Here is a 19,337-nt window from a genome sequence, read left to right on the forward strand (position 1 = left end):
CGACAGCGGCGGCCGCACGACAACGACGGCTGCGGGCGACGGCAGCTGCACAACAACTGCGGACAATTGCATTGGGGCGGGTACGACCATGATGGGACCGGCACACTCTCTGTCAGGGGCGGCGGCCTGGCTGGGGGCGGGTGCCGCGGCTGCCGCCGCCGGCTACGCGATGCCGTGGCCGGTCCTGGTCGCCGGCGCGCTGATCTGCGCGGGCGCCGCGCTCGCCCCCGACCTGGACCACAAGGCCGCGACGATCTCCCGGGCGTTCGGCCCGGTCTCGCGGACGCTCTGCGAAGTCGTCGACAAACTGTCGTACGCCGTCTACAAGGCGACCAAGAAGCAGGGCGACCCCCGCAGGACCGGCGGTCACCGCACGCTGACGCACACCTGGCTCTGGGCCGTGATGATCGGCGCGGGTGCCTCGGCGGTCGCGTACGCGGGCGGTCGCTGGGGAGTCCTCGCGATCCTCTTCATACACATGGTGCTCGCCGTGGAAGGACTGCTGTGGCGGGCCGCCCGGGTCTCCAGCGACATCCTTGTCTGGCTGCTCGGCGCCACCAGCGCGTGGATGCTGGCGGGCATACTCGACCAGCCGGGCAACGGGGCGAACTGGCTGTTCACCGAACCGGGCCAGGAGTACCTCTGGCTGGGGCTCCCGATCGTCCTGGGCGCGCTCGTGCACGACATCGGCGACGCGCTGACGGTGTCGGGCTGCCCGATCCTGTGGCCCATACCGGTGGGCCGCAAGCGCTGGTACCCGCTGGGCCCGCCGAAGGCGATGCGGTTCCGGGCCGGTGCCTGGGTCGAGGTCAAGGTGCTGATGCCGGTGTTCATGCTGCTGGGCGGGATAGGCGGCGCGGCGGCGCTGGGCTTCATCTGAGCGGTGGCGTATCCCCGGGCGGCCCGGGAACCAGGGCGAATCCCCGGGTTCCCGGGCCGCCCGGCTGTGGCCCCGCCGAGTCACAGCCGGGCGGGGCGGCCTACTTCCCGGCCTTCTCGCTCGCGCCGGTCCCTCCGGCCTCCGGAACCGTCCCTTCGCCGAGTCCCGCCGCGGCGGGGTTGAGCACGCGCGAGAGGAAGGACCGGGTGCGGGCGTGGCTGGGCGCGCCGATCACCCGCTCCGGTGTGCCCTCCTCGACGATGACCCCGCCGTCCATGAAGACGACCTGGTCCGCCACCTCCCTGGCGAAACTCATCTCGTGCGTGACGACGAGCATCGTCATGCCCTCGTCGGCGAGTGAGCGCATCACGGCGAGGACGTCCCCGACCAGCTCCGGGTCGAGCGCGGAGGTGGGCTCGTCGAAGAGCATCAGCTCCGGGTCCATGGCCAGCGCCCGCGCGATGGCGACCCGCTGCTGCTGACCGCCGGACAACTGCGCCGGGTAGGCGGACTCCTTGCCGGTCAGGCCCACTCGGGCCAGCCGGTCGTGGGCGATCCGCGTGGCCTCCGCCTTGCCGCGGCCGAGCACCCGGCGTTGTGGCAGCGTCAGGTTCTGCACCGCTGTGAGGTGCGGAAAGAGGTTGAACGACTGGAAGACCATGCCGATCCGCCGGCGCACCTGGTCGATGTCCACATCCGGGTCGGTGACCTCGGTGCCGGCGACTTCGATCGTCCCCGAGGTCGGCTCCTCCAACAGGTTCACACAGCGCAGCAGTGTCGACTTGCCCGAGCCGGACGGCCCGATGACGCATACGACCTCGCCCCGGGCGACCGTGAAGTCGATGCCCGCGAGCACCTCCACCGCACCGAACGACTTGTGCAGGCCCCGCACTTCGATCGCCGGTGTGTCCACCGTCGCCGGTCCGTCCGCCGTAGTAGCCGTCGTCACCGCTCTCACCTCGCCCTCGCCGTACGTGCTTCGAGCCGCCGGACCAGATGGCCGAGCGGCAGGGTGATGACCAGATAACAGAGTCCGGCGACGAGAATCGGCGTCAGGCTGCGGTTCTGGTTCAGCGCGTCCCGGCCGAATTTGGCCAGCTCGTACTGGGACAGCGAGAGGCCCAGCAGATACACCAGGGACGAATCCTTCGTCAGCAGGATCAATTCATTGGTGAGCGGCGGCAGTACGATGCGCAGCGCCTGCGGGATGACGATGGACACCATGGCCCGGCCCTGCGACATACCGAGCGAACGCGCCGCTTCCGTCTGCCCCTTGGGAACCGCCTGGATTCCCGCCCGCATCGTCTCCGCCATATAGGCGGCGCCGACGAGGCCGAGGGCCAGCATCACGGTCACATACTGGTTGAGGGCCACCTGGAAGGCGAGCGGGACACCGAACCCGAGGGCGATGAAGACCAACAGGGCGGGAATGCCGCGGAAGAACTCGATATAGGCGACGGCCAGCCAGCGGTACGGCGGGACCTGGGACAGCCGCATCAGCGCGAGGAGAAGGCCCAGAGTCAGTCCGAAACCGAAACCGAGCAATGTGTAGATGACGGTGTTGACAAGGGCGGTCGTGATGATGCCGGGGAACTGGGCCTTGGCCACACCGACATCGAAGAACGCCCGGCGTATCTCACCCCAGTCGGCGGCCAGTGCGAGGACGAGCAACACGGCGGCCAGCACGGCGTACTGGACACCACGGATGACCTGGATTCGCTGTCGACGGGACAGGGATTTCGGACGGGACGCGGTCATAGGACGGGACGTGGACATCGGTGGTCGACGCCTCACTTCTTCGGAGCGGCGGGGAACCACTTCGCGTAGATGCGGTCGTAACGCCCGTCGTCCCGGGCCTTTTTGATCACCGTGTCGATTTCCTTGCGCAAGGCGTCATTTCCGGTACGCACCCCGAAGCCGTACTTCTCACCCGTCTCGAACTCGGCGGTGACTTCGGTGTCCGGGTTCTTCCGTACGTATTCGAAGAGCACCCCGTTGTCATTGACGGCGGCGTCCACCTGACCGGTCTTCACGGCCGTGAGCAGCAGGGCCACATCCTCGAACTGTACGGTCGTCACCCCCGGTGCGTTCTTCTGCGCGTAGGTCTCACCCGTGGTGCCCTGCTGGACGCCGAGCTTCTTTCCCTTGAGGCTCGCCAGCGATGTGAAGGAAGAGCCCTTCTTGGCGACCAGGGCCTGGGTGGCATCGAAATAGGGGGCGGAGAAGTCCAGATTCTTCGCCCGTACCGGCGTGATCGTCATGCCCGCCGCGGCCAGATCGCACTTCCCCGCGTTGAGATCCTCGCCGGTCTGAATACCCTCGAAGGGCGTGTCCACGATCTCCTGTGTGACCTTCAGTTCCTTGGCGACCAGATCCACGAGGTCGACGTCGAAGCCGACGATGGCGTCGCCCTTGCGTACCTGGAACGGCTCGTACGGCAGATGCGTGCAGGTCGTGAGCTTGCCGGAGTTCACAAGCTCCACCGACGAGCCGCCGGACCCGGAGGGTTTGGTGCTCGTGCAGCCCGACAGCACGACGAGTGCGGCGGTGGTGACGGTGGTGACTAGAGTGAGTGACGTGGAACGAGCGGGCACGGTGCCTCCGTGGTGCTTTTCGGCCAATGGCTCGACCTGGTCGGCGAGTTGAGCTGATCTTGCCATCGGAGATGCCGGATGTCTCGGGTGCATGGCTCCCTCCCGGGCCACGCGCACCCTGCATGGCTCCCTCCCGGGCCACGCGCACCCTGCGCCCCCGACGTCGGCGCGAACTCGCGGATCCAGGACGCGGAACCGCCCCCACGCTCGCCCGGTCCCGTCACCCGTGCCAGGACCGCCACAGTGCCGCGTACGCGCCGTCCGCCGCCACCAGTTCGTCGTGGCTGCCCAGTTCGCTGATCCGGCCCTCCTCCACCACCGCGATCACATCCGCGTCATGCGCGGTGTGCAGCCGGTGGGCGATCGCCACGACCGTACGGCCGTCCAGGACCCGGGCCAGCGAGCGCTCCAGGTGCCGGGCCGCGCGCGGGTCCAGCAGCGAGGTCGCCTCGTCCAGCACCAGGGTGTGCGGGTCCGCCAGCACCAGCCTGGCCAGCGCGATCTGCTGCGCCTGCGCCGGAGTCAGCGCGGCGCCACCGGATCCGACCACCGTGTCCAGGCCCTCCGCGAGCGCCCGTGCCCAGCTGTCCGCGTCGACCGCGCCGAGGGCCGCCCACAGTTCGGCGTCCCGCGCGCCCGTGCGGGCGAGCAGCAGGTTGTCGCGCAACGAGCCCACGAATACGTGGTGTTCCTGGTTGACCAGGGCGACATGCTCCCGTACCCGCTCGGCGGGCATCCGGGACAGCTCGGCAGCGCCCAGGGTGACCCGTCCCTGGCGAGGACCGTAGATCCCCGCGAGCAGCCGCCCCAGGGTCGACTTCCCGGCGCCCGAGGGGCCGACCAGGGCCAGCCGCGTGCCGGGGCTGACGTCCAGCGTCACCCGGTGCAGTACGTCGACGCCCTCACGGTAACCGAAGTGCACCTGATGGGCGTTGACGTCCCGGCCCTCCGGCACGACCGACTCGTCGCCCCCGGCAGGCTCGATGTCACGCACCCCGACGAGACGGGCGATGGACACCTGGGCGACCTGTAGTTCGTCGTACCAGCGCAGGATGAGGCCGACCGGGTCCACCAGCATCTGGGCGAACAGCGCGCCGGTCGTCAGCTGGCCGACGGAGATCCAGCCCTGGAGGACGAAGACACCGCCGAGTACCAGTACGGCCAGGAAGATCGTCACATGCGTGAGGTTGATGACGGGGAAGAGCACCGACCGCAGCCAGAGTGTGTACCTCTCCCACGCGGTCCACTCCTTGATCCGCTGTTCCGACAGCCCCACCCGGCGCCCGCCGAGACGGTGCGCCTCCACCGTCCGCCCGGCGTCGACCGTCTCGGCGAGCATGGCCGCGACGGCCGCGTATCCGGCGGCCTCCGAGCGGTACGCCGAGGGCGCCCGCTTGAAGTACCAGCGGCAGCCGACGATCAGCAGGGGCAGTGCCAGCAGCACCGCGAGCGCCAGCGGCGGCGCGGTGACGGTCATGGCGCCGAGCAGGAGCACCGCCCAGACGATGCCGATCGCCAGCTGCGGTACGGCCTCCCGCATGGCGTTGGCCAGCCGGTCGACATCGGTGGTGATCCGGGACAGCAGATCGCCGGTGCCCGCCCGTTCCAGCACGCCCGGCGGCAACCCGACGGACCTGACGAGGAAGTCCTCGCGCAGATCCGCGAGCATCTCCTCGCCGAGCATCGCGCCGCGCAGCCGTACCAGCCGGACGAACACGGTCTGGACGACCAGCGCGCCCGCGAACAGCGCGGCGGTGCGCTCCAGATGCAGGTCGCGCGCCCCTTCAGCGAGGTCCTCGACGATGTTGCCGAGCAGGTACGGTCCGATCATCGAGGCGATCACGGAGACGGCGTTGACGGCGACCAGCAGGACGAACGCCTTGCGGTGCCGGCTCAGCAGGTCGCTCACATAGGCCCGAACGGTTGCCGGGGTGCCGACGGGCAGGGTCGTCGGCGACTCCGGGGCCGCCGGGTCATGGGCCGGTGGCGCGACGCCGATCATGCTGATTCCTCTGTCTCTTCCGGTGCCCGCAGTGCCGCCGGGGCCATCAACGGGTCGCGCTTGGTGGGGTGTTGTGCCTCGGTGAGGTGTTCCGGCTCGGTCTCGCGGGTGACGACCGCGCGGTAGCCGGGGTCGTCGCGTACCAGTTCACGGTGGAGACCCACCGCCGCGACCTCGCCCGCACGGATGAACACCACGCGGTCCGCGTGGTCCAACAGCAGCGGTGAGGAGGCGAACACCACCGTCGTACGGCCGGCCCGCAGCGCCTTCATGCTCTGCGCGATCCGTGCCTCCGTGTGTGAGTCCACGGCGGACGTCGGCTCGTCGAGCACCAGTACCTCCGGGTCGGTGACCAGTGAACGGGCCAGCGCCAGCCGCTGCCGCTGCCCGCCGGACAGCGAACGGCCGCGCTCGGTGATCCGGGCCCCCATCGGATCCCCGCTGCCGTCCACCGACGCCTGGGCCAGCGCGTCGAGAACGTCCCCGCACTGCGCGGCGGCGAGCGCCTTCTCCGGGTCGACCGCGCCGGAGGCCGGTACGTCGAGCAACTCGGTGAGCGTCCCGGACAGCAGAACCGGATCCTTGTCCTGTACGAGCACGCTCGCCCGCGCGGAATCCAGCGGCAGATCGTCCAGCGCCACCCCGCCGAGCAGCACGGACGGGCTCTTCTCCTCCTCGGCCGCGTGGCCGCCCAGACGCTCGGCGAGCCGGCCCGCCGCGTCCGGATCCCCGCAGACCACCGCGGTCAGCAGCCCGGACGGGACGAGTAGTCCGGTGGCGGGGTCGTACAGATCTCCGACCGGCCGGGCGTCGTCCAGGCCGCCGCGCTCGTCCTCGTACGCGGTCCGCTCCAGCGAGAGCACCCGCGCCGCGCGCTTGGCGGAGGGCCGGGAGAAGGAGTAGGCCATGGCGATCTCCTCGAAGTGCCGCAACGGAAAGAGCAGCAGGGTCACGGAGCTGTAGAAGGTCACCAGCGCACCGGCACCGATGCGTCCGTCCAGGGCGAGCTGGGCTCCTTGCCAGACGACCGTGATCAGCAGCGCGCCCGGCAGCAGCACCTGGATCGCCGAGATCAGCGACCACATACGGGCGCTGCGGACGGCGGCCTCCCGCACCTCCTGCGAGGCGGCGCGGTAGCGGCCGAGGAACAGCTCCTCACCGCCGATACCGCGCAGCACCCGCAGTCCCGCGACGGTGTCGGAGGCGAGTTCGGTGGCCTTGCCGGCCTTCTCGCGCTGGATGTCGGCCCGTTGGGTGGCGCGGGGGAGCAACGGCAGTACGGCCAGGGCGAGTACGGGTACCCCGATGGCGACCAGCACGCCGAGCGACGGCAGGTAGAGCACCAGGCCGACACAGATCAGCACGATCGCGATGACCGAGGCCAGGAAGCGCGAGAGCGCCTCCACGAACCAGCCGATCTTCTCGACATCACCGGCGGCGACCGCGACGACCTCACCGGCGGCGACCCGGCGGGTCAGCGCGGAGCCCAGTTCGGCGGTCTTACGGGCCAGCAGCTGCTGGACGCGTGAGGCGGCGGTGATCCAGTTGGTGATGGCGGTGCGGTGCAGCATCGTGTCGCCGACGGTGATCGCGACGCCGACCAGGGCGATCAGACCGCCGGCGAACGCGAGCCGGGTGCCGGAGCGGTCGATGACCGCCTGGACGGCGAGCCCGGCGCCCACCGGAAGCCCGGCGACGCCCGCGTGGTGCAGCAGACCCCAGAACAGGGACTTGAGCTGTCCGCCCAGCTGATTGCGCCCCAGCCACAGCAGGAACCGAGGGCCTGACCGGGCATCGGCAACCCCTGGATCGGGATAGGGAAGGTCGCGAATCTGCATGATGTCCCATGGCTCGTGGAGTGACTCGTGGAGTGGCGAAAACCGTCCAAGGTTCGCGCTCCTCGAGCGCCCTGGGCAATCGGTTTTCCGCGATACGAGCCGGATCGAGCCGGCGGGAGGGCTTCCGAAGCCAACCGGAATCACCCGCCCTGGCGGTACGGCTGCTCAGCAGCGGTGCTCGGGACCCCCGTCGACCAGTGTCGAGAGCAGACCGCCGAGCACCTCGCGCTGCTCCGCGGTCAGCGGCGCCAGCACGTCCTCAGCGGCGGAGCGCCGCGCGCCGCGCAACGAACTGAGCGTGGCCTGGCCGGTGTCGGTGAGCTCGATACGCACCACCCGGCGGTTGGTCGGATCGGGCACGCGGCGCACCCAGCCGCTCCCCTCCAGCCCGTCGACGAGGCTGGTCACGGCGCGCGGTACGACCTCGAGACGCTCCGCCAGATCGGCCATGCGCGGCGGCTGATCGTAGAACGCGACGGTACGCAGCAGCCGGGCCTGCGCCGGAGTGATACCGATCGGCTCCAGCTGCTGCTTCTGAATGCGGTGGAGCCGTCGGGTCAGCCGCAGCAACTGCTCGGCGAGCATGCCATCGGCGTCGGGGGTGCTCATGCGGGAACAATATCAGGACAAGGGTCATTGTGAACATAGGTAACAGTGAGCTATGCTCTGCAAGGTATTGAGTGTTACCGCAGCTCAGCGGCTGCGCCGACGTTTTCTCACCCCTCGAAGGAGCCCATGAAGCCCGGACTATCCACCTGGACACCCTCACCCCGCCCCGACCATCCGGGGCAGCCGGAGCCGCCCGCACAGTTGCGGCGCATCTTCCGGCTCTTCCGCCCCTACCGCGGCCGCCTGGCGATCGTCGGACTGCTCGTCGCCGCCTCGTCGCTGGTGTCGGTCGCCTCGCCGTTCATGCTGCGCGAGATCCTCGACACCGCGATCCCGCAGGGCCGTACGGGACTGCTCAGCCTGCTGGCCCTCGGCATGATCCTCACCGCCGTCGTCACCAGCGTCTTCGGTGTGCTCCAGACCCTGATCTCGACGACGGTCGGACAGCGGGTCATGCACGACCTGCGTACGGGCGTCTACGCGCAGCTCCAGCGTATGCCGCTCGCCTTCTTCACCAGGACCAGGACCGGCGAGGTCCAGTCCCGCATCGCCAATGACATCGGGGGCATGCAGGCGACCGTCACCTCCACCGCGACATCCCTGGTCTCCAACCTCACGGCCGTCGTGGCCTCGGTCGTGGCGATGCTCGCGCTGGACTGGCGGCTCACCGCCGTCTCGATGGTCCTGCTGCCGCTGTTCGTCTGGATCAGCCGCAGGGTCGGCCGCGAGCGCAAGCGGATCACCACGGAGCGGCAGCGGCAGATGGCCACGATGGCCGCCACCGTCACCGAATCGCTCTCGGTGAGCGGCATCCTCCTCGGCCGCACGATGGGGCGCGCCGACTCCCTCACCACGTCCTTCTCCGACGAGTCCGAGCGGCTGGTCGACCTCGAAGTGCGTTCCAACATGGCGGGCCGCTGGCGCATGTCGACCATCGGGATCGTCATGGCCGCCATGCCCGCCGTCATCTACTGGGCCGCGGGCCTCGCGATGCACGGCGCCGGAAGCGCCGTCTCCATCGGCACGCTCGTCGCGTTCGTCTCGCTCCAGCAGGGCCTCTTCCGGCCTGCCGTGAGCCTCCTGTCCACCGGTGTGGACATGCAGACCTCGCTCGCCCTCTTCCAGCGCATCTTCGAATACCTGGACCTGCCCGTCGACATCACCGAGCCGGAGTGGCCGGTCAGGATCGACAAGGTCCGAGGCGAAGTGCGTTTCGACGGCGTCGACTTCGGCTACGACGACGCGAGCGGCAAGGGCGGTACGGACGGCACACGCGAGAAGACCCTCAGCGGCATCGAGCTGACGGTCCCGTCCGGCGGCAGCCTCGCGGTGGTCGGCCCCACGGGCTCCGGCAAGTCGACGCTCAGCTATCTGGTGCCCAGGCTGTACGACGTGACCGGCGGCCGGGTCCTGCTCGACGGCGTCGACGTGCGCGACCTCGACTTCGACACCCTCGCCCGAGCGGTCGGCGTCGTGTCCCAGGAGACGTATCTCTTCCACGCCTCCGTCGCGGAGAATCTGCGTTTCGCCAAGCCGGAGGCCACGGACGAGGAGATCGAGACGGCCGCCAGGGCCGCCCAGATCCATGACCACATCGCCTCGCTCCCCGACGGCTACGACACCCTGGTCGGTGAGCGCGGATACCGCTTCTCCGGCGGTGAGAAGCAGCGTCTGGCGATCGCCCGCACCATCCTGCGCGACCCACCGGTGCTGATCCTGGACGAGGCGACCAGTGCGCTGGACACCCGTACGGAACACGCGGTGCAGGAGGCCATCGACGCGCTCTCCGAGGGGCGTACGACCATCACCATCGCGCACCGCCTCTCGACCGTCAGGGACGCGGACCAGATCGTGGTGCTCGACGCGGGCCGTGTCGCCGAGCGGGGCACCCATGACGAACTGCTCCGGCAGGACGGCCGCTACGCCGCGCTGGTCCGCAGGGACAGCAGGCCGGCGCACCATGCCGGCGACGACGCTCCGGGGCCCGAGGCCGACGTCCGTGCGGACGCGGGGGCGGTACGGGACGAGAACATGGCGCCGGTCGCGCGCTGACCTACCGGCCCCGCGCCGCGCGTCTGCCGTCCGTATGTCATTCGTGTTGTCGCACCGCAGATGCCGGGATCGGTGATCACTCCGGGTTAGCGTGCCCGCATGATGAACGAGCCTCCAGGCGTACGGCCCGGTCGGCGCCCCCGTCTGACCCGCCGTGGGCGGGCGGTCCTGCTGGTGACCGCGGTTCTCGTCGCGGCGGCCGTGGTGCTGGTGCCCGTGCTCCTGCTGACCGGGGGGAGCGACAACGAGGAGAAGCCGTCGACCCTGGTCGTCCCGGAAGGGCGGCGGGCGACTCAGGTGTACGCCTCCGTAGACCAGGCCCTGAAGAAGCCTTCGGGTACCACCCGTAAGGCCGTGGCCACCGCGCATCTCACACTGCCGCAGGCCGCGCGAGGCAACCCCGAGGGTTACCTGTTCCCCGCCACGTACCCGGTCGACTCCTCGACCACCCCGGCGAGTCTGCTCAGCCATATGGTCAACACCGCGAACCAGCGGTTCGGGGGCGAGCGCGTCAGCGCCGGGGCCCGGCCCGCCGGTGTGACGGACTACCAGACGGTCACCATCGCGAGCATCGTGCAGGCCGAGGCCGCGACGGCGGACGACATGGCCAAGGTCGCCAGGGTCGTGCACAACCGGCTGAACCTGGGCATGCCGCTCCAGATGGACTCGACCCTCAACTACGCGCTGAACCGTTCCACCTTGGACACCACACACCAGGACACGAAGACCGACAGCCCGTACAACACCTATGAGCGCAAAGGCCTGCCGCCCACGCCGATCGGAAACCCGGGGGAGGAGGCCATGAACGCGGCCGTCAATCCCTCGCGCGGGGACTGGCTCTACTTCGTCACCGTGAAGGCCGGCGACACCCGCTTCACGAACAAGTACGCCGAACACCGCAAGAATGTCGAGGAGTTCAACCGGAACCGCGCGAAATCGGGTTGAGGCGAGCGGACGCCGACCGCCCCCGGTCCGGCCCAACGGCCCTCAGGCGGCAGCCGGTTCGCGTTCCAGCAGTCGCTTGATGTCGCGTACGGCGGCGCGTCCGGCCCGGTTGGCGCCGATCGTGGAAGCCGAAGGCCCGTACCCGACCAGATGGATCCGCTCGTCCCGTACCGCACGCGTCTCCTCGACGCGGATGCCGCCGCCCCGCTCCCGCAGCCCCATCGGCGCCAGATGGTCGACGGCCGGCCGGAATCCCGTCGCCCAGAGGATCACATCCGCGTCGGCCGTCCGCCCGTCGTCCCAGGCCACGCCGTCCGGGGTGATCCGGTCGAACATCGGCAGCCGGTCCAGTACGCCCTTCTCGCGGGCCCGCGAGATCGCCTCGGTCACCGGCAGCCCGGTCACCGACACCACGCTCAGGGGCGGCAGACCGCGCCGTACCCGTTCCTCGACGAGCGCCACGGCCGCCCGCCCCCGCTCCTCGCTGAACGGCCCCTCGCGGTAGACGGGCGGCCGGCGCGTCACCCAGGTGGTGTCGGCCGCCACCTCCGCGATCTCCATCAGATGCTGTGTACCCGAGGCGCCGCCGCCCACCACGACCACCCGCAGCCCGACGAACTCCTCCGGGCCCGGATAGTTCGCCGTGTGCAACTGGCGGCCCCGGAAGGTCTCCTGACCCAGATAGCGCGGCCAGAAGGGACGGTCCCACGTTCCGGTGGCATTGATCAGCGCCCGGGTGGACCAGGTCCCCTCGGACGTCTCGACCAGCAGCCGCCCGCCGGCGCCCTCCCGTACGGCCGAGACATCGACGGGCCGGTGGACGCGGAGGCCGAAGCGCCGCTCGTAGGCGGTGAAGTACCCGCCGATCACCTCGGAGGAGGGGCGGCTGTCGTCGGCCGTCCCGGTCACCAGCTCCATGCCGGGGAGCGCGTGCATGCCGTGGACCTTGCCGTACGTCAGTGAGGGCCAGCGGAACTGCCAGGCACCGCCCGGCCGAGGGGCGTGGTCGAGCACCACGAAGTCCCGCTCGGGTTCGAGCCCTTGCCGCCGCAGATGGTAGGCGCCGGACAGGCCGGCCTGCCCGGCTCCGACGACCACGACGTCGACCGCCCCGATGTCCCGCTTCCGCTCCCCGAAGTCGTTCACGGTTCTACTAACAGCTCCGGGGCCGGGAATCTTCCCGCCGGGCGGGCCGACGGCAACACGGTCACCGGCGCCCGCCGCAAGCGCTCACCGGCCCGCGGCGCCCGCCGCAAGCCGCTCACCGCCCTCCGGCGAGCAGCAGCGGGGCACCTCCGGACGCCGGCCGGCCGTTCGCCGAGGGGGTGCCCGGCCTCGGGGGCGCCGGGACCTCCGCGAGCAGCCCGCGCGCCGCCAGCTGAGGGGTCACACCCTCGCCGAACCAGTACGCCTCCTCCAGGTGCGGGTAGCCGGAGAGCACGAAGTGCTCGATCCCCAGCGCGTGGTACTCCTCGATCCGGTCCGCGACATCGTTGTGGCTGCCGACCAGCGCGGTACCCGCACCGCCCCGTACCAGACCGACGCCCGCCCACAGGTTGGGCGAGATCTCCAACTTGTCGCGGGAGCCGCCGTGCAGGGCGAGCATCCGCTGCTGCCCCACCGACTCGCTCTTGCCCAGGGCCTGTTGGGCCGCGGCGACCGTCTCCGGATCGAGATCGCCCAGCAGCCGGTTCGCCGTCGCCCACGCCTCCCTGGCGGAGTCCCGCGAGATGGTGTGCAGCCGGATGCCGAAGCGGACCTTACGGCCCCGCTCCTCGGCGAGTCCCCGGATCCAGTCGATCTTCTCCTTCACCTGGGCAGGCGGTTCGCCCCAGGTCAGATAGACATCCGCGTGCTCGGCCGCGACCGGACCGGCGGCGGCCGACGATCCGCCGAAGAAGATCTCCGGCAGCGGGTCCGGCGGCTGCGCGGTCAGAGCGCCGTCCACCTGGTAGTGCTCACCGTCGAAGTCGTAAGGACGCCCGCCCCAGGCGCCCCTGACCACCGAGAGGAACTCCGCCGTCCGGGCGTAACGCCGGTCGTGGTCGAGATGGTCACCGAAACGGCGCTGCTCGGTCGAGTCGCCACCGGTCACCACATTGAGCAGCAGCCTGCCGCGGGAGACGCGCTGATACGTGGCCGCCATCTGCGCGGCGAGGACCGGCGAGATCAGGCCCGGCCGGAAGGCCACCAGGAACTTCAGCCGCTCGGTCTGCTGCGCGAGCGCCATCGTCGTCAGCCAGGCGTCCTCGCACCAGGTGCCGGTCGGAGTCAGCACCGCCTCGAAGCCCAGATGCTCGGCAGCCTTGGCGATCTGCGCCAGATAGTCGATGTCGGGGGCGCGGACCCCGCTCACCGGGGTGATCTCGGAGCGCCTGATGCCGCCGTCCGTGTACGCGTGGCGGTCCACGAGCGTACGTCCGTCGCCTCCGGTCGGCAGGAACCAGTGCAGGTGAACGCTCATCGGGCAGAGGCCTTTCCGTAGCTGCGCGCCGGCGAGGTCGACGGCGGCAGGTTCTTGTTGAAGCGGTCGTCCACGTAGTCGGCGAAGTCGAACCGGCGCGGGATGAGCTTCAGACCGGCGAAGGTGTCGGCGATCTTCTGCTCGGAGTCGACCGCGGGCTTGTCCAGGGCGACCGGGACCCGGGTGCCATGGCTCAACTTCACCGCGTCCAGGGCCACTTCGTAGGGCAGCCCGGTGTCCTTCGACCAGACCTTCGCCCACTCCTCGGGGTGGTCGTAGACCCAGTCCTGAGCCCGGCGCAGCCGCTCGACGAAGTCACCGATGGCGGCGGACTTCTTCTTGTTCTCCAGCGCGGCCGGCGCGGCGACCTGGAAGTTCAGACCGTTGACCACATTCCGGCCGTCGGTCAGGACCCGGCCCTGCCCGCCGTGCAGCACCTGCGAGGTGTACGGGTCCCAGACCGCCCAGGCGTCCACCTGGCCACTGGTGAACGCGGCCAGGGCGTCGGCCGGCTGCAACAGCTTGACCTTGATGTCGTCCAGATCGAGCCCGGCCTTCCTGAGGGAAGCGATCAACTGGTAGTGCGCCGAGCTTCCTTGGGCGACCGCCACGGACTTGCCCTTGAGGTCGGAGGCCTTCTTCAGCGGCGAGTCCTTGCGTACGAGGATGGCGTCGCCCCGGGCGTCGCCGTGGGTCGCGGCCACGACCTTGATCTTCGAACCGGCCCCGGCGGCGAAGACCGGCGGGGTGTTGCCGACGGAACCGATGTCGACGGCCTTGGCGTTGATGGACTCGAGCAGGGGCGGACCGGACGAGAAGGTCGACCAGGTGACCTTGTACGGAAGGTCGTCGAGCTCACCGGCGGCTCGCAGGACGGCCTCGGAACCGCCCTTCTGGTCGCCGACCTTGAGCGTGAGCGAGCCCTTGCCGTCGGTCCTGCCCTGTGAGCCTCCCGAGCCGCCGGAGCCGTTGGCGGAAGAGGCACCGGAGCAGGCGGAGAGAAGAAGGGCGAGAGGGAGCAGGGCGGCGGGCAGGAAGCGTTTCATGGGGGGTGACTTTCTCGGGGGAGCGAGGGGAGGAGGACGAGGTTCCGGGGCAGGGGCGTCAGGCGGCGGATTCGTGGGCGGCCGGTTCGTCGACACCCAACTCGGTCAGCAGCCGAGAACGGAGCGCCGCGAAGCCCGGATCTCCGACGGTGCGCGGACGGTCCAGCGCGACCGGCGTCTCGTACGCGATGACACCGTCCCGCATCACCAGCGCCCGGTCGGCCAGCAGCAGAGCCTCGTCCACGTCGTGCGTGACCAGGAGCACCGCGCAGCCGCGCCGCTGCCACAACTCGGCCACCAGTTGCTGCGCCTTGATCCGGGTCAGCGCGTCCAGCGCGCCGAACGGCTCGTCGAGCAGCAGCAGATCCGGTTCCCGTACGAGAGCCCTCGCCAGCGAGGCGCGCTGGGCCTCGCCGCCGGAGAGCGTCTTGGGCCAGGCGCCGGACCGGTGGCTCAGCCCGACCTCCTCCAACGCGCTCTCGGCGACGGCCCGTTCGGTCTTTCCTTCCAGACCGAGCAGCACATTGCGCCAGACCCGCTTCCACGGCATCAGCCGAGGAGCCTGGAACGCGACCGCGCGCCGTTTCGGTACGAGCACCGTGCCCTGGATGTCGCGGTCGAGGCCCGCCAGTACCCGCAGCAGTGTCGACTTGCCGCAGCCGCTGCGACCGAGCAGCGCGGTGAACTCGCCCGGCCGCAGGGCCAGATCGAGGTTATCGATCACCGGCCGGCCGTCGAAGGCCCGGGTCAGTCCCCCGACCCGTACGGCCAAGGCGTCGGAGGAGTCGTGCGAGGTGCTCACTGGCCCGTGAAGGTCGGTCGCCATTGCAGCAGCAGCCTTTCGAGAGTACGGACGATGACATCGGCGAGCAGGCCGAGGAAGGCGTAGACGACCAGGCAGACGACGATGACGTCGGTACGCAGGAAGTCCCGGGCCTGGTTCATCAGGAAGCCGATACCGGCGTCGGCGTTGATGGACTCGCCGAACACCAGGGCCAGCCAGGAGGTCGCGAGCGAGTACCGCAGGCCGGTCATCGCGCCGGGCAAGGCGCCGGGCAGGACGACATGCCGCACCAGACCCCACCGGCCGAGCCCCAACGACTGCCCTGCCTCGATGAGTTGCTCGTCGACGCCGCGGATCCCCGCGTACACGTTGAGATAGAGATGGAAGGCGACCCCGAGCGCGATGAGCGCGATCTTCGGCGCCTCGCCGATGCCCAGCCAGATGATGAACAGCGGGATCAGCCCGACCCAGGGCACGGTGCGCAGCATCTGGACGGTCGCGTCGACCAGATCCTCCCCGAGCCGGGACAGGCCGGAGATCAGGGCGAGCGTGACCCCGATCACCCCGCCGAGCAACAGGCCCACGGCGACGCGCTGGAGCGAGATGCCGATGGCGGCCGGCAGGGTGCCGTCGGCGATCAGATCACCCGCGGCCTTGGCGATGGTGCCGGGTGAGGCGAGGATGTCGCGGTGCAGTACGCCGGTCGCGCTCAGCACCTGCCACGTGGCCAGGAGCAGCAGCGGACCGACGGTACGGCGCAGCCAGCGAGGGACGGAGCGGCGCCGGGAACCGGCGGGGGACGACGGGGTGACGGTCTCCAAGGCTGGCGCTTTATCAATGGATATGGGCGATATGTCCGGTGGTGCGTGATCGACGGTCATGGAGGCTCCACAGGCGGGAATCGGGCGAACCGGAAGAGGGGGAGACGTGGCTCAACGCCCCCGCGGGGCCGGTGCTACGAAGGCACGCGATCAGCGGGGTGAGGCGGAGAGGAGGATGCGAAGCTCGGCCGGAAAAGAGGACGACGAGCGATAAAAGGGAATAAAGAGGTCAGCAGCCGCGGCGACACGCGGCGGACGCCACCCGCAGCAGGTCGATGTGACCGCGCGTGGTGAGCAGAGCTGAACGCAACATGCGGCAGAACGTAGCGAGTGATTCCGGATCCGGTCAATGGGTGTCTCGGCAGGCGGACGCGCGATCTCGCGGTCCGGGCGGCAGGATGGACGTATGTCCGACGCATTCACCACCAGGATCCTGAACATCAGCACCGGCACCGAGGAGACCGTGACCGATCTGACGCGCGACTGCGAGCAGTTCCTCAGGGAGAACGCCGCGGGCCGGGACGGCCTGCTGAACATCTTCGTACCGCACGCGACCGCGGGCGTGGCCGTCATCGAGACGGGAGCGGGCAGCGACGACGACCTGCTCGCCGCGCTGCACACGCTGCTGCCCGCCGACAACCGCTGGCAACACCGACACGGCACCCCGGGCCACGGCCGGGACCACGTCCTGCCCGCCTTCGTGCCACCGCACGCGACGCTGCCGGTGATCGGAGGGCGCCTGGAACTGGGCACGTGGCAGTCCGTCTGCCTGGTCGACACGAACGTCGACAATACGAACCGTCAGGTCCGGCTGAGTTTCCTCGGCTGATCGAGATCGTCCGGGGCGTGGCCGCCAATTCTCCGCACTCTGCGTGCTCGAAACGGCGAAGCCTTGCGCGATACGGACCTGGACATGAGCGAACGACCCTACGACGGATGCGGAAAATGCCTGCCGGGCGCGCTGGGCGTGTGCGGAAGCGGGGGGATAGGCGTGCACGAGGGCTCTCGAACAGCAACATCGTCCCTTTGGGCTGGCCTGGCAACCTGCCAGTCCGAGGGGCAGAGGTGTCGGCCGTTTGATGCTTGAGATGGAGCAGGTGTTTAGAAGGCGCCTGTTCTGGACGAGCCGCTCGCCGCGGCGCGCCGAGAGCTCAGGGAGAAACTGAGGCTGCTGTTACTCGTACGGCGAACCGGCGATCGTCGGCTATGTTGCGCCCGACTCGGTACTTACGACGCCTTGGTGCATACACGTGAAAGTAGCGTGTAGTCGCGCTGCTGCGGACTGTTCTAGGTTTTCTTGCTTCGCCGTGTCATTCGTTTCCGTTGCAACCTGAATGTGTCTGCTGTCGGCGAACCAACGTAATCAAGCGATGCGTTGGGGCGCTGCCGATGGCACAGTCGCCGAGTGGTGAGGAGCCTGGCTTGGAAGTCATCTCATTCGGCGCGTCTGCCATGGCTGGTGATGTTCGGGTGAGGGCGGATGTGGTTGGCCGAGATGTAAGACTTGCCAGCATGGATATGGGGCGTGAGTCGCGGTGGGAAAAGGACGCGATGTCTGTAGAAATCGTTTTCGCCCTGGTGACGGCCGCCCTGCTGGCTGCGACCGTATTCGTCGTCGCGCTGGCTCTCGTGCTGGTCTTCGGGATCTCTGGTGCGGCGCGGGATGGCGTACTGGTGGCAGGTGCGCTGGTGGGAGCGGCATTCGGAGTGTGGCGCTTGGTCCGGGTGCTGCGTCGGTTCGATGCCCATCGCCGCGAAGGACGCTGATGCTCCGGGGTCGATAGCCTGCCGTGGCGGGGGATTGTTGAGCGGCTGGTGCCGGATGAGTTGTGGGCGTTGTTTCAGCCGGTGGTGCCGGAGGCGCCGTCGCGGCCTCAGGGCGGTGGGCGGCGTCGGCATGGTGATCGTGAGGTGCTGGCCGCGTCGTATTCGTGGCCACGTCGGGCTGTACGTGGGAGCAGTTGCCCGCAGCTTCGTTCGGGCCGTCAGGGGCGACGGCTCACGGCGTTTCTCCGAGTGGTGGAAGGCCAGGGTGTGGGCCAGACTCCACCGCGTGGTGCCCGACGAACTCGGCTCCCGGGGCGAGTTGGACGGTCCCGCTGCGCGATCGACTCGGTGAACATGCGGGCCCTGAAGAGGGGGCCTGACAGGTCCGAATCCTGTCGACCGGGGCAAGTGCGGGTCGAAGATCCATTTGATCACCGAGCGAACCGGTCTGCCCCTCTCCGTCGGAATTTCAGGAGCTAACCTGCACGACGGGCAGGCCCTGGTCCCGCTCGTACAGGGAATACCGCCGATCCGCTACCGGCGCTACGAGCGCAAAGCCGAGCACTTCCTCGCCTTCACCAGCATCGCTTGCACCCTCATCTGCTACCGCAGACTCACCAAATGAGATGGCTTCCAAGGGCACTAGCTAGCTGCCGGGCGTCTGATATCCACGTGGACGCGGGCGCGGACTGCGGGCGCTCCGGCGTCGCGGCGTACGGGGGTAATGCCGCAGGCGGTCCAGCCGTCGAAGGCCCACATCCTCAAGTCGGATACCGCGTGGGCGGCCGCGCACGCGAAGGGCTCGATCGCCTGGGCCGTCACCCGGGCAGAGGAGACCGGGAAGAAGACCGTCGTCACGGACGAGACGACTCCCACCACGTACCCCGTCGCCAACCCGGACGGCACCCTCACCACCGAACTCACCGTCGGCCCAGAACGGGTCTGGAAGAACGGCGCGTCGAAGAAGGCCAAGGCCCGGGATCCACCAGGGCGCTCTGCTGTGGGGGCCAATGCCAGGCGACGGCGCTCCCTGGGTGCCAGTACACACGGACAACCAGTCCACGGCGTAACCCGCAGGACCCAACGCACGGTTCCAGCATCCGGCTGCATGTGGGCGTATGCGTCCTGAGTTGCGTTGACTGCCTTGTGAACCCGTCGAAGGCGGGACACGGGGCTCTGCATCGCTCAACTCGGCGTGAGCGGACGCCTGATCCAGTCCTCTGGGGCTCCGCGACATCCCATGTCGCCTGTGGACAGGGTGCAGCCGGGCCGGTGGGCCGGTCCGCGGATTCCGCTGGCATCCAGCCCCGGTCCCATGGAGGCTGTGGCAGTGCACCCATTGCTGACAGCGCCCAGCGCGAGTGTGACCCTGGACAGGGGCGAGGACTTCGTCTCAGAAGCCGTTGCCATACCGATCATGGAGTCTGTCGATCGAACGGGAGTCTCGCTCGGGTGATCGCGGGCACTTCCCGGCATGAGAGCAGGGCCTGGCGGTTTACGGGGAAAATCCAGGGGAGCGGACGGCCGCGCGCTGC

General features: G+C 69.4%; 18 protein-coding genes and 1 pseudogene. 7 read left to right on the plus strand and 12 right to left on the minus strand.

The features are described 5' to 3' along the window. Nucleotides 1–88 precede the first annotated feature (88 nt). A complete protein-coding gene (locus tag ACIOJD_RS13545) occupies nucleotides 89–880 on the plus strand; it encodes a metal-dependent hydrolase (RefSeq protein ID WP_401912224.1) in 792 nt (263 codons plus the stop codon). Nucleotides 881–980: 100 nt separating this feature from the next. Here the strand turns inward: ACIOJD_RS13545 and ACIOJD_RS13550 are convergent, their stop codons facing one another. From ACIOJD_RS13550 to ACIOJD_RS13575, 6 genes are all read right to left on the minus strand, one after another. Continuing rightward, entirely contained in the window at nucleotides 981–1,829 is an 849-nt protein-coding gene (locus ACIOJD_RS13550; RefSeq protein WP_401912227.1) for an amino acid ABC transporter ATP-binding protein, read from the minus strand. 5 nt (nucleotides 1,830–1,834) lie between these two features. Beyond that, complete coding sequence (locus ACIOJD_RS13555; protein WP_401912229.1) at nucleotides 1,835–2,638, minus strand: amino acid ABC transporter permease; 804 nt, start codon at nucleotides 2,636–2,638, stop codon at nucleotides 1,835–1,837. Between the two features lie 32 nt (nucleotides 2,639–2,670). Next, nucleotides 2,671–3,474 (minus strand): ABC transporter substrate-binding protein, encoded by an 804-nt coding sequence (locus ACIOJD_RS13560; RefSeq protein ID WP_401912232.1) that lies wholly within the window; start codon nucleotides 3,472–3,474, stop codon nucleotides 2,671–2,673. A gap of 220 nt (nucleotides 3,475–3,694) precedes the next feature. Next, on the minus strand, nucleotides 3,695–5,476 hold the full coding sequence (locus ACIOJD_RS13565) for an ABC transporter ATP-binding protein (protein WP_401912235.1): 1,782 nt from the start codon (nucleotides 5,474–5,476) through the stop codon (nucleotides 3,695–3,697). Next, nucleotides 5,473–7,314, minus strand: a complete 1,842-nt coding sequence (locus ACIOJD_RS13570) for an ABC transporter transmembrane domain-containing protein (protein ID WP_401912237.1) — start codon at nucleotides 7,312–7,314, stop codon at nucleotides 5,473–5,475. The genes ACIOJD_RS13565 and ACIOJD_RS13570 overlap by 4 nt, the downstream gene beginning before the upstream one ends. Before the next feature lie 165 nt (nucleotides 7,315–7,479). Beyond that, nucleotides 7,480–7,923 (minus strand): MarR family winged helix-turn-helix transcriptional regulator, encoded by a 444-nt coding sequence (locus tag ACIOJD_RS13575; protein WP_401912238.1) that lies wholly within the window; start codon nucleotides 7,921–7,923, stop codon nucleotides 7,480–7,482. Between the two features lie 126 nt (nucleotides 7,924–8,049). On the opposite strand from ACIOJD_RS13575, the gene ACIOJD_RS13580 reads away from it, so the two are divergent. Beyond that, nucleotides 8,050–9,975 carry an ABC transporter ATP-binding protein gene (locus tag ACIOJD_RS13580; RefSeq protein ID WP_401912241.1) on the plus strand — a complete coding sequence of 642 codons (1,926 nt, stop codon included), beginning with the start codon at nucleotides 8,050–8,052 and terminating at the stop codon, nucleotides 9,973–9,975. A gap of 99 nt (nucleotides 9,976–10,074) precedes the next feature. Next, nucleotides 10,075–10,920 (plus strand): endolytic transglycosylase MltG, encoded by an 846-nt coding sequence (gene mltG / locus ACIOJD_RS13585; RefSeq protein ID WP_401912244.1) that lies wholly within the window; start codon nucleotides 10,075–10,077, stop codon nucleotides 10,918–10,920. Between the two features lie 42 nt (nucleotides 10,921–10,962). Here the strand turns inward: mltG and ACIOJD_RS13590 are convergent, their stop codons facing one another. The 6 genes from ACIOJD_RS13590 to ACIOJD_RS13615 form a co-directional block, all read right to left on the minus strand. Further along, a complete protein-coding gene (locus ACIOJD_RS13590; protein WP_401913864.1) occupies nucleotides 10,963–12,036 on the minus strand; it encodes an NAD(P)-binding domain-containing protein in 1,074 nt (357 codons plus the stop codon). A gap of 145 nt (nucleotides 12,037–12,181) precedes the next feature. Further along, a complete protein-coding gene (locus ACIOJD_RS13595; RefSeq protein WP_401912245.1) occupies nucleotides 12,182–13,384 on the minus strand; it encodes an LLM class flavin-dependent oxidoreductase in 1,203 nt (400 codons plus the stop codon). Beyond that, nucleotides 13,381–14,430, minus strand: a complete 1,050-nt coding sequence (locus tag ACIOJD_RS13600) for an ABC transporter substrate-binding protein (protein ID WP_401912248.1) — start codon at nucleotides 14,428–14,430, stop codon at nucleotides 13,381–13,383. Before ACIOJD_RS13600 ends, ACIOJD_RS13595 begins: the two co-directional genes overlap by 4 nt. A gap of 58 nt (nucleotides 14,431–14,488) precedes the next feature. Beyond that, on the minus strand, nucleotides 14,489–15,256 hold the full coding sequence (locus ACIOJD_RS13605; RefSeq protein WP_401912250.1) for an ABC transporter ATP-binding protein: 768 nt from the start codon (nucleotides 15,254–15,256) through the stop codon (nucleotides 14,489–14,491). Then, entirely contained in the window at nucleotides 15,229–16,095 is an 867-nt protein-coding gene (locus ACIOJD_RS13610) for an ABC transporter permease (protein ID WP_401912252.1), read from the minus strand. Before ACIOJD_RS13610 ends, ACIOJD_RS13605 begins: the two co-directional genes overlap by 28 nt. Nucleotides 16,096–16,264: 169 nt before the next feature. Then, nucleotides 16,265–16,348, minus strand: coding sequence for a putative leader peptide (locus ACIOJD_RS13615; RefSeq protein ID WP_349817350.1), 84 nt, complete (start codon nucleotides 16,346–16,348; stop codon nucleotides 16,265–16,267). Between the two features lie 93 nt (nucleotides 16,349–16,441). Here ACIOJD_RS13615 and ACIOJD_RS13620 point away from each other — a divergent pair, with 93 nt between their 5' ends. The 4 genes and pseudogenes from ACIOJD_RS13620 to ACIOJD_RS13635 all read left to right on the plus strand — a co-directional run bounded on the left by ACIOJD_RS13620 (nucleotide 16,442) and on the right by ACIOJD_RS13635 (nucleotide 18,931). Then, on the plus strand, nucleotides 16,442–16,864 hold the full coding sequence (locus tag ACIOJD_RS13620) for a YjbQ family protein (RefSeq protein WP_401912253.1): 423 nt from the start codon (nucleotides 16,442–16,444) through the stop codon (nucleotides 16,862–16,864). Between the two features lie 683 nt (nucleotides 16,865–17,547). Then, nucleotides 17,548–17,802, plus strand: coding sequence for a DUF6332 family protein (locus ACIOJD_RS13625; RefSeq protein ID WP_401913867.1), 255 nt, complete (start codon nucleotides 17,548–17,550; stop codon nucleotides 17,800–17,802). Between the two features lie 33 nt (nucleotides 17,803–17,835). Continuing rightward, nucleotides 17,836–18,427, plus strand: a pseudogene (locus ACIOJD_RS13630) (IS5 family transposase). A 99-nt stretch (nucleotides 18,428–18,526) separates the two neighbouring features. After that, on the plus strand, nucleotides 18,527–18,931 hold the full coding sequence (locus ACIOJD_RS13635) for a hypothetical protein (RefSeq protein WP_401912256.1): 405 nt from the start codon (nucleotides 18,527–18,529) through the stop codon (nucleotides 18,929–18,931). The last annotated feature ends 406 nt before the right edge of the window (nucleotides 18,932–19,337 follow it).

This window comes from Streptomyces sp. NPDC088116 (genome assembly GCF_044741745.1).
Taxonomy (GTDB): domain Bacteria; phylum Actinomycetota; class Actinomycetes; order Streptomycetales; family Streptomycetaceae; genus Streptomyces.